Origin of the sequence: Rossellomorea orangium, assembly GCF_019334305.1 — a bacterium.
Taxonomy (GTDB): Bacteria; Bacillota; Bacilli; order Bacillales; family Bacillaceae_B; genus Rossellomorea.
The window spans coordinates 175,076-189,829 of sequence record NZ_JAHWGH010000025.1 but is presented as its reverse complement, the minus strand read 5'-3'; the positions used below and the strand labels follow the sequence as shown (position 1 = coordinate 189,829).

The 14,754-nt window shown below is 41.1% G+C and carries 16 protein-coding genes and 1 pseudogene; 15 read left to right on the top strand and 2 right to left on the bottom strand.

Annotated features, from left to right (window positions below; all coding sequences use genetic code 11):
* Positions 1–65: 65 nt before the first annotated feature.
* From KYJ26_RS22125 to KYJ26_RS22110, 4 genes are all read left to right on the top strand, one after another.
* Positions 66–626, top strand: coding sequence for a hypothetical protein (locus KYJ26_RS22125; protein ID WP_219170074.1), 561 nt, complete (start codon positions 66–68; stop codon positions 624–626).
* Between the two features lie 268 nt (positions 627–894).
* Entirely contained in the window at positions 895–1,743 is an 849-nt protein-coding gene (locus KYJ26_RS22120; protein WP_219170073.1) for an oxidoreductase, read from the top strand.
* Between the two features lie 119 nt (positions 1,744–1,862).
* Positions 1,863–2,300, top strand: coding sequence for an NUDIX domain-containing protein (locus KYJ26_RS22115; protein WP_219170071.1), 438 nt, complete (start codon positions 1,863–1,865; stop codon positions 2,298–2,300).
* A gap of 34 nt (positions 2,301–2,334) precedes the next feature.
* On the top strand, positions 2,335–2,778 hold the full coding sequence (locus tag KYJ26_RS22110) for a DUF4064 domain-containing protein (protein WP_219170069.1): 444 nt from the start codon (positions 2,335–2,337) through the stop codon (positions 2,776–2,778).
* Between the two features lie 218 nt (positions 2,779–2,996).
* Here the strand turns inward: KYJ26_RS22110 and KYJ26_RS24140 are convergent, their stop codons facing one another.
* Positions 2,997–3,092 (bottom strand): putative holin-like toxin, encoded by a 96-nt coding sequence (locus tag KYJ26_RS24140; RefSeq protein WP_224940763.1) that lies wholly within the window; start codon positions 3,090–3,092, stop codon positions 2,997–2,999.
* A 261-nt stretch (positions 3,093–3,353) separates the two neighbouring features.
* Here KYJ26_RS24140 and KYJ26_RS22100 point away from each other — a divergent pair, with 261 nt between their 5' ends.
* The 10 genes and pseudogenes from KYJ26_RS22100 to KYJ26_RS24420 all read left to right on the top strand — a co-directional run bounded on the left by KYJ26_RS22100 (position 3,354) and on the right by KYJ26_RS24420 (position 13,125).
* On the top strand, positions 3,354–4,451 hold the full coding sequence (locus KYJ26_RS22100; protein ID WP_219170068.1) for a M24 family metallopeptidase: 1,098 nt from the start codon (positions 3,354–3,356) through the stop codon (positions 4,449–4,451).
* 139 nt (positions 4,452–4,590) lie between these two features.
* On the top strand, positions 4,591–5,034 hold the full coding sequence (locus tag KYJ26_RS22095; RefSeq protein WP_219170067.1) for a DUF6376 family protein: 444 nt from the start codon (positions 4,591–4,593) through the stop codon (positions 5,032–5,034).
* A 131-nt stretch (positions 5,035–5,165) separates the two neighbouring features.
* Positions 5,166–7,328 (top strand): DNA topoisomerase III, encoded by a 2,163-nt coding sequence (locus KYJ26_RS22090; protein ID WP_219170066.1) that lies wholly within the window; start codon positions 5,166–5,168, stop codon positions 7,326–7,328.
* A 156-nt stretch (positions 7,329–7,484) separates the two neighbouring features.
* Positions 7,485–8,138: a type 1 glutamine amidotransferase domain-containing protein gene (locus KYJ26_RS22085; protein WP_307514203.1), complete on the top strand. Its 654-nt coding sequence runs from the start codon at positions 7,485–7,487 to the stop codon at positions 8,136–8,138.
* Between the two features lie 131 nt (positions 8,139–8,269).
* Positions 8,270–8,650, top strand: a complete 381-nt coding sequence (locus KYJ26_RS22080) for a CidA/LrgA family protein (protein ID WP_219170062.1) — start codon at positions 8,270–8,272, stop codon at positions 8,648–8,650.
* Positions 8,634–9,320, top strand: coding sequence for an LrgB family protein (locus tag KYJ26_RS22075; RefSeq protein ID WP_219170060.1), 687 nt, complete (start codon positions 8,634–8,636; stop codon positions 9,318–9,320). Before KYJ26_RS22080 ends, KYJ26_RS22075 begins: the two co-directional genes overlap by 17 nt.
* Positions 9,321–9,384: 64 nt before the next feature.
* Positions 9,385–10,671, top strand: a complete 1,287-nt coding sequence (locus tag KYJ26_RS22070) for a DUF2254 domain-containing protein (RefSeq protein ID WP_219170058.1) — start codon at positions 9,385–9,387, stop codon at positions 10,669–10,671.
* A gap of 109 nt (positions 10,672–10,780) precedes the next feature.
* Positions 10,781–11,524: a type I methionyl aminopeptidase gene (gene map, locus KYJ26_RS22065; RefSeq protein WP_219170056.1), complete on the top strand. Its 744-nt coding sequence runs from the start codon at positions 10,781–10,783 to the stop codon at positions 11,522–11,524.
* A 314-nt stretch (positions 11,525–11,838) separates the two neighbouring features.
* A pseudogene (locus KYJ26_RS24425) lies at positions 11,839–12,363 on the top strand (protoglobin domain-containing protein); the annotation flags it as partial.
* Positions 12,364–12,378: 15 nt separating this feature from the next.
* The gene (locus KYJ26_RS24420) at positions 12,379–13,125 is read left to right on the top strand and encodes a methyl-accepting chemotaxis protein (protein WP_374939790.1); all 747 of its coding nucleotides are present in this window, start codon (positions 12,379–12,381) and stop codon (positions 13,123–13,125) included.
* 56 nt (positions 13,126–13,181) lie between these two features.
* Here KYJ26_RS24420 and KYJ26_RS22055 read toward each other — a convergent pair whose 3' ends face one another.
* Positions 13,182–13,316, bottom strand: coding sequence for a DUF8096 family protein (locus tag KYJ26_RS22055; RefSeq protein WP_472691312.1), 135 nt, complete (start codon positions 13,314–13,316; stop codon positions 13,182–13,184).
* Positions 13,317–13,711: 395 nt separating this feature from the next.
* On the opposite strand from KYJ26_RS22055, the gene KYJ26_RS22050 reads away from it, so the two are divergent.
* Entirely contained in the window at positions 13,712–14,524 is an 813-nt protein-coding gene (locus KYJ26_RS22050; RefSeq protein WP_219170050.1) for a 3D domain-containing protein, read from the top strand.
* Positions 14,525–14,754 lie beyond the last annotated feature (230 nt).

Genomic DNA, 14,754 nt, shown 5'->3' with positions numbered 1-14,754 from the left:
CTGAATCCCTCCCTAAATGATAAAATAGGGATATCATTTTATGGCTGGAATGGGAGGGAAGAATAATGGAAGAAGAAAAAAAGATACGCAAAGGAAGAGTGTTCATCTCTATACTTTTATCTTCGATTCTTGCAACAACGTTTACGCTCTTTATTGAAAAAAGCGATATGATCACCACAAAGAGCAGGATAAGCGAACATTTCAAACAGTCAGAATACACCTCATCCTACGATGACCTACATGTGGTATTGAAGAAAGAAGCCGGCGGGCAATACCTTCTCCTGTATACCTATACTATTAAAAATAAAGGAAAGAAGATCGGATTGGTTCATTATCGAAAAATGAAGCTTCTTCCCTTTTATGAACTTGAACAATTTGATGATAGCCCTCAACCAACGGTCGGAAGCAGTTTCCTGAATAATGGTCAATTTATTGTTTATGGTAATAGAAAAGAGCTCGGTGCAGACTACTTTACCTATCGTCAGAATATTGAATTCAAACGAGTAAACTTGCCCCAACAGGACTTTTTTATCCAAATAGAAACATTTGAAGATCGTTTTTTTGTTCCGAGACTGAACTTCTATTCGAAGGAAGGGAAGATCGTGGCATCAACGCGGGCTAAATAAAATTATGCTTACAATTATAGAAACATACGAAAGGAAGCTGAAATCGCCTAAAGCCTGCCATCCATTTCTTTAGACGCCTACTCATCACATCTGATTACAGTTGTATGTGAGCCGATAAAGCTGTAAATTTATAATAGAAATTGACACGACTCCTCGTCTAAAGGCTGGCTTCAATGGGATGAAGCCAGCCTTTTTTTGTTTTCTTAAGAATATCGTTAAAGTGAGTGCTATGAAATTGATATACTGATAGAAAAAAGGGGGAGTACACATGGGGAAAAAAATTGCCGTAATTACTGGATCCAACAGCGGCTTCGGATTACTGACAACCTTGGAACTTGCGCAGATTGGGTTTACAGTGATCGCGACTATGAGGGATCCAGATAAAAAAGAGGAATTAATGACTCAAGCTAAGGGGTTAGGCGTGGAACCATTCATCCATATTCACGCATTGGACGTAACTTCTGAAGCGTCTTTAGGGGAGTTTTCATCGTTCCTTTCAGAAGTAGGGAGAGTAGACCTCCTGGTGAATAATGCGGGCTATGCAGTCGGGGGATTTGCCGAAGAGATAAGCATCGATGAATACAGGGAGCAATTCGAGACGAATGTATTCGGTGTTATGAGTATGACTCAACTTGTACTTCCCTATATGAGAAACCAAGGTAAAGGTAAGATCATTAATATGAGCAGCATCAGCGGAATGATCGGATTCCCTGGACTAAGTCCATATGTTTCCTCGAAATATGCCCTTGAAGGGTACAGTGAAAGCCTCAGATTGGAGCTTAAACCCTTCGGAATTGACGTACATCTCATTGAGCCTGGATCTTATCGGACGAATATATGGACATCAGGAAAAAAAATCACTTCGCGTTCATTGGAGAAGCATTCCCCTTACTATTTTTATATGAAAGAAATCAATAAAGAAATGGAACGCGGGTTAGATTCACTAGGGAACCCAAATGAGGTTTCTTCCATTGTGGGAAAACTTGCCCAGGATAAAATCAGCACATTCAGAAACCCCGCAGGAAAAGGAATTAGATTCACCCTCCTAATGAAAACCATCCTCCCTTGGGGAATCATTGAGAAGATCGTCCTTAAAAAACTACGCATGCGAAACTGAAACAATAAGGGTCTACTTGTCTGAATATAAAGAATTTTATCCTTAGGAAGGAGAAAATTGTCAAAAAGGCGAATATGCTAAGGGTACGATTATCTTGACATGTGAAACGAGGTGAATGGATGTACGACTGGATGGGGGCATCGGCTCTTTGCATGAAAGAAGGGCGTTTATTAATGGTATTACAGGGAAAAGAAGAGGAAGAGAAGCGGTGGTCTGTTCCTTCAGGTGGACTTGAAACAGGGGAATCCTTAAGGGAATGCTGTAAGCGGGAAGTGTGTGAGGAAACCGGCTACGTGGTTGAAGTTGGACAACACCTCTATACAAAGTGGGGCAACGAAGGAAGCATTAAGACAAAGATTCACTATTATGAAGCGCATCTTATCGGAGGGTATCCAACTATTCAAGACCCCGATCAATTAATACATAAAATCGATTGGATTTCACTTTCCGAGTTAAAGAATCTACCCCTGTGCTTTCCTGAAGATGAATCGATCCTTGAAGCTTATATGTGTAAAAAGCATAATGCGACAGGGAATAAAGATGTATTAGCTAAATAGACTATAGAAAACTATACATTAAGGAGAGATTAGAATGGTAAAACGTACTGGAGAAGTCGTCATGGGAGTAATAGGGATTGTTTTATCCGCTTTATTTTCCATCATTGGAATTGTATTGAACATGGGGATGCAGAGTCCTGACGTGATGTCCCAAATCGAAGAGGGAATGCAAAGTGATCCGAATCTTCAAGAATCCGGGATGACAGCAGGAGATATGAATTCTATCATGGAGGCAGCAGAATCAATGGGATCTTACTTGGTCATATTGGGCATTATTGCATCCATCATCGGGATTATTGCCGTCCTAACTATTGTTAAGAATAGAAAGCCTGTTCTATCAGGTATCATGTTTATCATTGCAGCACTAATCATCGGTCTTGGAACAGTCGGATTCGGATTCATTCCCGGCCTGCTGTTCTTAGTCGCAGGCATCATGGCTTTCGTTCGTAAACCTAAGAAGACAGATCCGGTTTATTAATCAATAGAGCCCGGGATTATTTCAAATCCTGTCCTCATCTTGCTTTCCAACCGGATTTATATTATCTTAAAAGAAGAGATAATGAAACAAAAAAACAAGAGACACTGGCGGCAACCAGCGTCTCCTGCTACACAGCAAACTGCAAGGAAAGCAGTGGCCCAATAAAGAAAGGAATATAACTCTACCCTTCAAAGTTTAGGCGCTTCATGAGGGTGGGGTTATTTCTTTTTGTCATTCGAAATAACTATGGCAATGATGGAGACAATTAAAGAGCCAAAGGTAATCATCAGCGTTAACGCCTCGTACGTTGTCACTATAAGCACCACCTCCTTTACAAGGAAGTGGCCACTCCCACCCTACATTCACTGTATACTGAAAATTATAACACAATCACTCTCCCTCATTTATAGGCAGGAGGTAGGAAAAGCTTCTCCCAATCAAAATAAACAGAAACACTTCACTTGAGTTCACTCCGAGAAACTAGACATTTCAAACTTTCCCCGAAATATGTTAGCATAGATATGCTCATATGAAACGATTACATAACATCACGATCACTCAAGGAGGAGTAAAGCATGAAACAACGTATAGAACAACTGGAAAATTGGTTAAAAGAAGAAAAAATTGACGCAGCATTTATCAATTCAACTGAAAACGTATTTTACTTAACGAATTTCCACACTGATCCACATGAGCGATTAATGGGACTATTCGTATTTCCGGAAGCCGAACCATTTGTTGTCTTACCAGGAATGGAAGTACGTCAAATTAAAGACGCAGGGTGGAGCCATGAAGTGATTGGCTACTCTGACCATGAAAACCCTTGGGAATTCATTAAAGAAGCCATTCAATCAAGAAGCATACCGGGAAGCAGGGTTGCTTTCGAGAACGAAGTTGTAACTTACGGTCGCAGTCAAGCATTCTTAAACATCTTTGATGCACCCCAAATCGTGAATGTCGAAGACAAATTAAACCAGATGCGTTTAGTAAAAGATGAAAAAGAGATCGAAATCATGCGCCGTGCTGCAAAAATGGCTGACTTCGGGGTAGAGGTAGGTGTAAGTGCCCTTCAGGAAGGTGTAACGGAAATGGAGGTCCTTGCTAAGATCGAGTATGAACTTAAGAAGAAAGGCATTCGTGAAATGTCGTTCTCTACAATGGTTCTTTTCGGTGAAAAGGCTGGGGACCCACACGGAAACCCGGGGGAACGAAAGTTAAGAGCAGGAGATCTTGTCCTCTTTGATCTTGGGGTTGTTCTGGAAGGATACACGTCAGACATCACCCGGACAGTTGCTTATAAATCCGTATCGGATAAACAAAAGGAAATCTACGACACCGTCCTGAAAGCAGAGCTTGAATCTCTAGAAGCGAGTAAGCCCGGTAATCGAATTGGAGACCTGGATCAAATCGCCCGTGATATCATCACCGATGCAGGCTACGGAGATTACTTCCCCCATCGCATCGGGCATGGATTAGGAATCAATGTCCATGAGTTTCCTTCAATGAGTCATTTGAATGACGGCATATTGAAAGAAGGGATGACCTATACGATCGAACCTGGTATATACGTACCTGAAATCGGCGGTGTGCGAATAGAAGATGACGTTCTCATCACCAACGACGGCTATGTCACCTTAACCAATTATCCAAAAGAACTGCAAATTATCGAATAAGCAGCATTAAAAGAAGGCTAACGTATACGCGGAAGCCTTCTTTTTTATTTTTCTAGACCATCAGACAATAGCACTGAAACTTTTCCATAACTGATACGTATATTCAAGGGAAGGAAACGTACAGGGAGGAAACTTATATATGAAAAAATTACTGATACTTATTGCTTTCAGCTTCATGTCGTTGACAGGTTGCGGCATTCTTGAAGAAGCAAACAACAGTTTAACCTATGTTGATGAGATGACCGATTATCTGAATGAGGCTGATCAATTCGCTAATGACCTACCAGCTCTGATAGAAAAGGCAGCTACTGATTCATCGAACATACCGGAGCTTAAAACAAGGCTCCTGGATATGAAAGATGAAATCAACGAAGTGAACGAGCTAAACCCTCCCAAACTGGCAAAAGACATCCACCAAAAAGTGGAGGTGTATAATCAACAAGGGATGGAGGGGATCAATCGGGCATTGGCCGAAATTAATAAAGGCGAAATTCAACTTTCCGAGCTTCAGAACCTTGAAATTGTGAATACATTCGAACAATTGCAAGATATAAAAGGAAACTTAGAAAATCTAGGTCAATAATGCAGGTGTTGCGGAAATAAAGTCCGTAACACCTGCTTTCTAATTCAAGTGAGATTACTGGAATGGTATAGAACAAGAGTTCTTAACCATGGTATAATGAACTTATCATAAATAAGGAACAGGAGAATGATATGAAAGTCGTAATAGCTGAAAAACCCGACCAAGGAGCAACCCTTGCCAAGCCATTTCCCCATAGGAAACGACAAGGATACATCGAAATCCATCCAAACGGTGTGTTCCCTAAAGGTGCTTATATTACGTGGGCAGTAGGACATCTTTTTCAGCTTCAAGCACCAGAGAAATATGAAAGCAAATGGAAGAAATGGACACTTGAAGACCTTCCGATCATCCCCATCAGATTTCATTATGATCTGCAGAGGTCCAAAGCGAAACAATTCACTGTCATTAAAGACCTTCTGAGAAAAAGGGAAGTCACAGAGATCATTCATGCAGGTGATGCTGGACGTGAAGGGGAATTAATCATCCGAAATATCATCTCAATGTCCAAGGTGCAAAAACCTATGAAGAGATTGTGGATTTCTTCCCTTACCGAGAAAGCCATCATTCAAGGTTTCGAGAGCTTGAGGGAAGAAAGAGAGATGAGAAGCCTTTATTTTGAAGCTTATTCACGTGCCTGTGCCGATTGGCTGGTAGGGATGAATGCTTCCAGAGTGTATAGCATCCTCTTAAAGCAGCAGGGGATGTCAGATGTATTTTCTGCAGGCAGGGTTCAGACCCCGACACTTGCTTTGATCGTGAGAAGGGATGAAGAAATTGATCGATTTAAGAGTGAACCTTTCTGGGAAGTGAAAGCAACCTTTCAAGTGGGCGAGTACTCCTATGAGGGGACTTGGCATAAGGACGGAGAGAGCCGCATCCAATCTCCCGAGCTCGCAGAAAAGATCGCTGCTTTTTGTCGTGATAAACCTGCGACTGTAAGCAAAATGAACATAGAGAGAAAAGAATTTTCCCCGCCTTTACTGTTCAATCTGTCAGCACTTCAGGCAACAATCAATAAAATGTACAAATTCTCTCCTAAGAAAACACTGGATGTGCTACAGAAGCTCTATCAAAAAGGGATAGTCTCTTACCCTAGATCAGACTCACAATATGTCACGAAAGGCGAAGCTGAAGGTTTTCCTGAAATATTGACGAAACTGAAACAGTTCAGTCCTTATGATCAATGGATTCCAACACCACACGCGAGCCTCATGAACAATAAGAGATTCGTCAATGATGCAAAAGTATCGGATCACTACGCAATCATCCCGACTGAACAGGTAACAAACCCTGCGTCCTTATCAGAAGACGAACGGAAGATCTATGATGTGGTCGTCAAACGCTTTATCGCCGCCCATCATGATAAAGCCGTATTGAACTACACCACCATTACCACGACAGTCGATAATCGGGCTGAATTTGTTTCAAAGGGTAAGCAAATCCTGCAGGAAGGGTGGCGCAAAGTTCTCATTCAAAATGAAAAAGAAGATGAACCACTCCTGCCTCCCGTTCGTGAACTAGAGATGGGGACAGTCAAAAAGGTTGATACGAAGGAAGGGAAAACACAGCCCCCCAAACGGTATACAGAAGGACAGCTGATCACCCTGATGAAAACGGCAGGTAAACATATAGATAATGATGAGCTAGAAAAAGTGTTGAAGCAAACAGAAGGTCTCGGTACGGAAGCTACACGTGCTGGAATCATTACAATGCTGAAGGATCGCAAGTACATTGAAATCAAAAAAAATATAGTGTATCCCACTGACAAAGCAAAAGTATTGGTACGTGCCATAGGTAATAATGTTTTGGCATCTGCAGAAATGACGGCCAAGTGGGAACAGCGATTGCAAGAAATCGGCAGGGGACAAGCATCCGCACCCGAGTTCATGGCCCAAGTAAAAAAATTAAATGAGCGACTTGTTCAAAATGCTCTAGAGGAATCCACCACTTGGACATTCGAAGATCTGGACACGGATTCCATTCAAAGAACGAGAGGAAAGAATGGAAAACGCATTTCCAAAACCAGTATCGGCACTTGTTTAAAATGTGGAGGTAACGTGATAGATAAAGGGAAATTCTATGGTTGTTCCAATTATCAAAAGACCAAGTGCAGCTTTACCATTTCAAAAACGATATTATCGAAGAGGATTACACAAAAAATCGTCAAGAAAATCCTAACCGAGGGAAAATCCGACCGCATCGATGGATTCAAGAAAGGGGATAAGGAATTTTCCGCTTATCTTAGCTGGGACGCACAACAGAGGAACATTCAATTTCAATTTGATGTACGCTAAATGCATCAGTCAAAACGACTTCATTTACATGGAGTCGTTTTTTTACGTTTCATTCTGACCGAAAAGAAATGTTATACGGAAAAGTTTATTTTATTGTGAAATGGATAAAACAATAGAGTGATAAGAAATATGAAACTTACAAATGGAGGGTGTACATTGAAAAAAATCCTGATGGTATTAACAAACGAAAGTAAAATTGACGACGAACACGAAACAGGACTTTGGTTATCTGAGTTCGCCGAACCATATGAAGAATTTATCAATCAAGGTTTCGGGGTCGATGTGGCTAGTCTAAAAGGTGGCCGTATCCCATTGGATCCAAACAGCCTTGATGATGAACAAGTGGAAAAATGGAAAGGGGTCACGAAGGAACTGGATCAAACGTTGGTCCTTTCGCAATTAAATGTGAATGAGTATTCCGGTATCTTCCTGCCTGGCGGACATGGAACCATGTTTGACCTGCCTGAAAGTCCCGAGCTTCAGAAAGCACTTACCCATTTTGCTGAGAATGATAAAGCGATTGGTTCTGTATGCCATGGTCCGGCAGGGTTTGTCGGTACGAAACTATCTAATGGCAAATGGCTGGTTGAGGGAAGAAGCTTAACCGCATTCACGAACGAAGAGGAGCAGCAAACAGGTCTAGACTCTCTGATGCCATTCTTATTAGAAACAAAATTAAGGGAGCAGGGTGCTCAATTTGAAAAATCAGAAGCATGGAGTAATCATGTGATCACCGACGGTAAATTCGTGACCGGTCAAAATCCACAATCCAGTCAGTCAGCTGCGGAAGCATTTGTTAAAGTGTTATAAAAACGATTTATCGCATGAGGAAAGAGCATGGGGCCGACCCATGCTCTTTTTGTTTCTCCTATACAATATCCTCCAATGGACCTTCATTTGTGATAAAATCGGGAGAAGAATGCGTTGGAGAGGAGAGACATATGCAAGCCATTCGGGTCATCATACAAGTGTCCATTCTTTGCCTTTTTTTCGAAACAGGCAGATGGTTGACGAATCTTTTTCACATACCTATACCCGGGAGCATCATCGGGATGCTGTTATTATTTCTCTTATTATCAACCGGATTAATGAATGAACGGTTATTATTGGACGGTTCGAGTTTCTTCTTGCGACATTTCTCTTTCTTTTTCCTCCCTTTATCTGTTAGCGCCATCGTCCTTGGGCCCTACTTCATTGAATTTGGATGGAAACTGGTCGTTATTCTAGTAGCCAGTGGGCTGATAGGCTTTTTGGCCACTTCTGTATCAACAGAACGTTTTATTAGATGGAAGGAGAAAAAGAACTATGACAGGTCTCATTAATCCCATAATTACGATCGGCCTTACACTCCTATATTTTTCCTTGGGGGTCAAGGTTCACAAACGTTGGCCAAGCCCAATAACGATCCCCATCTTCTTAAGTACAATCGGTATCGTTGTCACATTACTTGTGTTGGATATCCCATACAAACAATATGCACATGACACTTCCTTCATCACTTATTTACTTGGTCCTGCGACTGTGGCCCTGGCGTATCCCCTATATCAACATCGACAATTACTCAGGAGAAACGTTCAGCCTATCCTCATTGGCATTCTGTCCGGAAGTGGATTATCCATGAGTGTATCCTTTTGCCTCAGCTTGTGGTTTGACATCCCGACAGACTGGAATCGCTCCTTATTAATTAAAACGATAACAACCCCAGTGGCTGTAGACATCGGCCATACCATCGGGGCTAAGATCGAAATCATTCCTACGGTTGTCATCGTTACGGGGATGTTAGGAGCAATGATCATACCGACGATCCTGAAATGGATGGACATCAAGCATCCTATTGCAAAAGGGTTGCCATTCGGGGTCATTTCCCACGGGGTCGGTACAGCACAGGCTATTAAAGAAGGAGAGAGAGAGGGGGCAGTAAGTGGTGCTGCTATGGCATTAACGGCAACCATCATGTCCTTTGTCATTCCTTTGCTTTTTCTTCTGGTTTGAAACATGGTCGAAGGGAGAAGCTAATGAAGGAACGCACCCTTAATAATCAAAGGAGAGTGCAGCTGTGAAACAATTACTGATGAAAATCCGGAAAGGGATCTGGGTCGTCCCCGCTCTTTACAGTTCCGCTTCATTAGCATTAGCCATCATCACTGTCTCTTTGGATACCTATTGGATACATAAAGTCGAACCTTTTTTACCTGTCATGATGTTGACAAGCATCGACCTTGCTCAAACGGTTTTAAGCGCCATTGCATCTTCCTTACTTACGATGACTACTTTTACGTTTTCCACGGTGATGGTTGTGTTGACGACCTACTCATCTCAATTCTCACCAAGGACTCTCCAAAATTTTGTTCGAGACAAAACGACGATGCGGGGGCTGGGAATTTTCCTGGGGGGCTTTATTTATTCCATCATTTCACTTCTATTTATGAGACAAAGCCTTGAAGAACACCTTGTCTCTTCTGCATTTGTAGGTGTACTTTATGCGATTGTGTGTCTCGCGTTTTTCGCCTACTTCATTCACCATATTGCAACTTCCATTCAAATCAGCCGGTTGATCGAGCGTTTGGAGGAAGAAGCGTTGAAAGTGATTGACTATTATCACGGCATCCAGAAAGATCAAGAAGTGCACCCGTATAAAACCATACCGGTTCAATACGAAAAGGTAAAGGAATACCCTTCTCATCAATCAGGGTTCATTCAGTATATAGATTTTTCAGGATTGGTGAATACCGCTTCAGAACATAATGTTCTTATAAATTTCGTCAAAGGTATAGGCGATTTTGTCAAAGAAGAAGAAACCCTTTTCTACATTCATAGTCACCATGATTATAAGGAAGATTTAAGCCCATTCATATTCATCGGCAGAGAACGGATGGGTGAGTATGACCTTGCTTATTCCCTCCAAAAAATCGTTGAAGTTGCCTTAAGAGCCATATCCCCAGGTATAAATGATCCCAATACAGCGAGGGATTCCATCAAATATTTAGGACTGATCCTGAGTGAAACTCACCTAATCCGGGACGGCGTCATAACGATGCACGACGAAGACAGACACCCCCGTCTAAAGGTGACGTTATTCTCATTCAACCATATTCTCTATAACACCTATTATCAGATTGTACATTATGGAAAAGGCGATATCTCTGTCATCCTGGCGATCATGGACTCACTTATTATGATAGACCGAGAAGTAAATACGAAACGTAAACACATTGTTTACGATTTTCATAAATATGTTATCCATGGGATGGAAATGGATCAAATGCAGGAATGGGATCTATATTATTTAAATGAAAAAATTGAAACACTGAAACCTGATCAACCAATAGCCCCAAAAGAATGAATGGTGTGCAATTTTGTATTCACTCATTACAACAGGGGCTTTCCCTTTAAAAATGGAGGATCTTTCTGTATAGTAAGGGAAGGAAATTCAATTAGAGAAGGAAGATATTATGATTGTCAAAACTGATGAAGATCTACAGGCATTAAAAGAAATCGGGCGTATCGTCGCCAGTATACGGGATGAATTACGCGCTCAGACAAAACCTGGAGTAACGACGAAGGAATTGGACGACGTTGCAGGAAGAATGTTTGAGGAAAATGGTGCAATATCCGGACCAAAAGGAGAATATGACTTCCCTGGATTTACATGCATCAGTGTAAATGAAGAGGTTGCCCACGGCATTCCCGGTGAAAGGGTCATACATTCCGGGGATCTTGTCAATATTGATGTATCAGGCTCGAAAAATGGTTATTATGCAGATACAGGCATTTCATTCGTCGCAGGGGAAGGCGATCCAAAATTGACGGATTTATGTGATGCTGCATTGAAATCATTTCAGGCGGGACTCAAAAAGGCGAGAGCCGGATCTAAACAAAATGGTATCGGAAAAGCCGTAAACAATGAAGCCAGGAAAAATGGATATACGGTTATCATGAATTTGACCGGTCACGGCATCGGCCGTTCTCTGCATGAGAAACCGGACCATATCCTGAATTATTTCGACCCATGGGATAACGCCCTATTAAAGGAAGGAATGGTCATTGCATTTGAACCGTTCATCTCTACCAAAGCTCAAAACGTAGTCGAAAAAGGCGACGGCTGGACCTACATCACACCAGACAACAGCCACGTCGCCCAAATCGAACACACGATCATCATCACCCAAAACGAACCTATCATCATAACTGAATAAACTGTGAGGGACGGACCTCGATTCCTAGGAGCTACTCCTAGGAGTCAAGGTCCGTCCCTTTTTGTACACGTTTTGTATAACTACTGGTACAAAAGTGATTCAGGAGAGAGGTACTAATAATCTTTTCATTACTTGCATTAAATTTCTTAATTCTAAAAATCTCTAATAGTATCAAGCAATAGAGAGTTTTTTACATTTTTCAGACAAAAAGATTGTCATAGGAAATTAGTTGGGGTAAAGTAAAGATATTGATGTTGTACAAAAATTATACATACTGACCAAAAAATAACAATATTATTGGAGGAACCCCCCTAATGGCTGTACTATTCTCTAGAAAACCAAAGACAGAACCGATTGTGGTTCGCGAATCAAATACCATTGTCCTCAAAGACAAGAAACTGAATGAAAGACTTCATTATATGCAGTTTCAAGAACACCACTTACAGGAATTGAATGAAATACTACCGATTTATGACCAATTATCGGATACTATCCTCGATACTGTCCTTGATCACCTGTACAAGCATCCCAGCTTAGTCGAAATCGCGGTGAATCATTCAAGCAGGGAAACATTAAAAGCCGTCTTTCATGACTACTTCCAATCATTATTCTCAGGGAAGCTGGACGATGAGTATTTTGCCATGAGAGAGAGGATGGGGAAAACCCATAATCGAAATGGAGTGACAATCGATTGGTTTATTTCCACTTATACCACAATTCAGCACCTGTTAATTCCAAAGATTGTGGAATTATATCAAAACGACCCTTCCAAACTCGCCTCTGTACTGGTTGCGATTGATCACGGTATCCATTTAGACGCGAGTATCGTCTCAGAATATTACATCCAGAGCCGAATGGACGAACTTGAAAAACTTCATCAGGAAAACCAGGCCCTTCAATTGGAGATGCTCAATATGAATACAGAACTAGGTTCATCTCTGAGTCAAACGGAACAAAGCCTGAATGAGACAGCGATAAAAGCGGAAAGAATCCGTGCAGAATCGGAAAATACTGAAAAAAGCAGTAAAAACCTTCTTCAACTTTCTAAAATGAACAAAGATCAAACAGACCATATGATTGACAGCTTCGGGGTCATCACAGAACAAATTGAAACCCTCCTCAGAGAAATCCAAGGTGTCAAGAATATTGCCGAACAGATCACACCGCTTTCTAACTCAATCCAGCAGATTGCGGAGCAAACGAATCTCCTGGCATTGAATGCTTCTATCGAGGCAGCCCGTGCAGGTAATGAGGGAAGGGGATTTGCAGTCGTTGCGTCAGAGGTAAGAAAGCTTGCGGAGGATTCAAAAGAATTGAGCACATCCATTCATCAGCTCGTAAACGAAAGTAATAAGCAAATCGGAGTTGTCTCAACCCGTGTAAGTAATATGACTGACCTTACAGAGAACTCACGCAGGGAAATCGGGAATGTCCAAAGCGGGATCATGACGGTTCAAATGGAAATGGAGAACTATATGGAGATGTTCAAACGAAACCAGACGGAGTTAAATCATATAGTAGAAGCCATTAGGAAAATCAATCTTACAACGGACGACTTGGTTCAATTCGCGTCCACCATCATTCAGAAAATGAACAAATAGAAAACAAAAGGGACAACGTAAATCAATCGGTGTCCCTTTTGTTTTCTTCCATATTATTATACAATTTTCGTTTTTCCGCACTCTTGGCACTTTCGATAAAACTTACCATCAAGCACCCGAGATTTGAATATATTGTTTCCACATTCGCAACGGCCACTATGCTCGTCGGGATCATCTTTATAAAGTACCACCACTTCTTCTGGTTTATCCAATTCACTCTTCCTCCAATACAAATCAAACTTCTTTCTATAGTATAGATGGAACAAATCGGCTTGTTAAGAATAAATCGACACGATCAGCGAATTTTTTGTCCTTACAGCGTTTACTTCCTTGTTGAAAATCATAGGGATACAAAACACTCAAATATTCCATATAAACCCTTTACATCAATCATTTCCCTTTATTTTTTCCAAGGTATTCCTCTATATGATAGTTTATACAGGAAAACGTTTTCTATTACAATAGTGAAATATTCTTGACGCACGATGTTAAAGTTCCTGTTATTGAAATGAGATTTTACTATGTTAGTATTTTCCCTGTTAGCAAAAATAAATAAACCGCTAGCTACATAAGGAGGAATTTTTCAATGAAACTAAAAAAATCGATTATTTCTGTGGCTGCATTTACAACACTTGCAGTGTCTGGTGGAGCTAGCGCTTCAGCACAAAACATAGAAGTAAAAAAAGGCGACACACTTTGGGGACTGGCCCAAGAGTATGGAACATCAGTTGATCAGCTAATGACATGGAACAATTTAGGTTCATCCGTAATCTATCCTGATCAGGAACTCCAGGTTTCTTCAAAAGAATACTATACGGTTAAAAAAGGTGATACACTCTGGGGAATCTCTTCTCTATATGGAATCTCTGTGGATAGCCTCATTGGCTGGAACGCACTTGAAAGTGACCTTATTGTCCCTGGACAAGAATTAGTCATCAACTTAGACGATAAAACATCTTCAGCTGCTGCACATACTTCTGAGACAGCCTCAGCGCCTGCTCCAGAACAAAAAGCAGAAGTAGCTCCAGAAGCTGAAGCGCCTGCAGCAGAAACAGAGAAAGCGGAGCCAGCACAGGCAGCACCTGCAGCTGAAGAACAAGCTGTGAAGGAAATTACTGTAGAAGCTACCGCATATACGGCGAATTGTGATGGATGCTCAGGTACTACAGCAACTGGCGTGAATTTAAAAGAAAATCCTGATGCCAAAGTCATTGCAGTGGATCCGAATGTCATTCCACTGGGATCAAAAGTATATGTAGAAGGATATGGCTACGCGACTGCAGAAGATACAGGTGGAGCAATCAAAGGAAACCGTATTGACGTTTTCCTTCCTTCAAAAGATCAAGCAGTTGATTTTGGTAGAAAAACAGTTAATGTAAAAATTCTTGAAACAAAATAATAGAAAAGCATTAACCACTGAGGATAAAACCTCGGTGGTTTTTTTATTTGCTTTCATTTTTTCCCTCCACCAACCATTAAACTAGTGTTCACTGTCAACAATATTCTCCTTTAGAAGAAATACATGTCATCATATGAATCCTAATTACCAGAATAACGGAAATATTACACGTCTGTCATCTAATTGTTATTGGTTTATAAACAGTTTGTTATGTACCTGAGGTAAGTCTA

What these genes read in the sequence shown, in the direction of transcription:
- KYJ26_RS22125 (WP_219170074.1), top strand. Translation starts at nt 66, where the DNA reads ATGGAAGAAGAAAAAAAGATACGCAAAGGAAGAGTGTTCATCTCTATA.
- KYJ26_RS22120 (WP_219170073.1), top strand. Translation starts at nt 895, where the DNA reads ATGGGGAAAAAAATTGCCGTAATTACTGGATCCAACAGCGGCTTCGGA.
- KYJ26_RS22115 (WP_219170071.1), top strand. Translation starts at nt 1,863, where the DNA reads ATGTACGACTGGATGGGGGCATCGGCTCTTTGCATGAAAGAAGGGCGT.
- KYJ26_RS22110 (WP_219170069.1), top strand. Translation starts at nt 2,335, where the DNA reads ATGGTAAAACGTACTGGAGAAGTCGTCATGGGAGTAATAGGGATTGTT.
- KYJ26_RS22100 (WP_219170068.1), top strand. Translation starts at nt 3,354, where the DNA reads ATGAAACAACGTATAGAACAACTGGAAAATTGGTTAAAAGAAGAAAAA.
- KYJ26_RS22095 (WP_219170067.1), top strand. Translation starts at nt 4,591, where the DNA reads ATGAAAAAATTACTGATACTTATTGCTTTCAGCTTCATGTCGTTGACA.
- KYJ26_RS22090 (WP_219170066.1), top strand. Translation starts at nt 5,166, where the DNA reads ATGAAAGTCGTAATAGCTGAAAAACCCGACCAAGGAGCAACCCTTGCC.
- KYJ26_RS22080 (WP_219170062.1), top strand. Translation starts at nt 8,270, where the DNA reads ATGCAAGCCATTCGGGTCATCATACAAGTGTCCATTCTTTGCCTTTTT.
- KYJ26_RS22075 (WP_219170060.1), top strand. Translation starts at nt 8,634, where the DNA reads ATGACAGGTCTCATTAATCCCATAATTACGATCGGCCTTACACTCCTA.
- map (WP_219170056.1), top strand. Translation starts at nt 10,781, where the DNA reads ATGATTGTCAAAACTGATGAAGATCTACAGGCATTAAAAGAAATCGGG.
- KYJ26_RS24420 (WP_374939790.1), top strand. Translation starts at nt 12,379, where the DNA reads ATGGACGAACTTGAAAAACTTCATCAGGAAAACCAGGCCCTTCAATTG.
- KYJ26_RS22050 (WP_219170050.1), top strand. Translation starts at nt 13,712, where the DNA reads ATGAAACTAAAAAAATCGATTATTTCTGTGGCTGCATTTACAACACTT.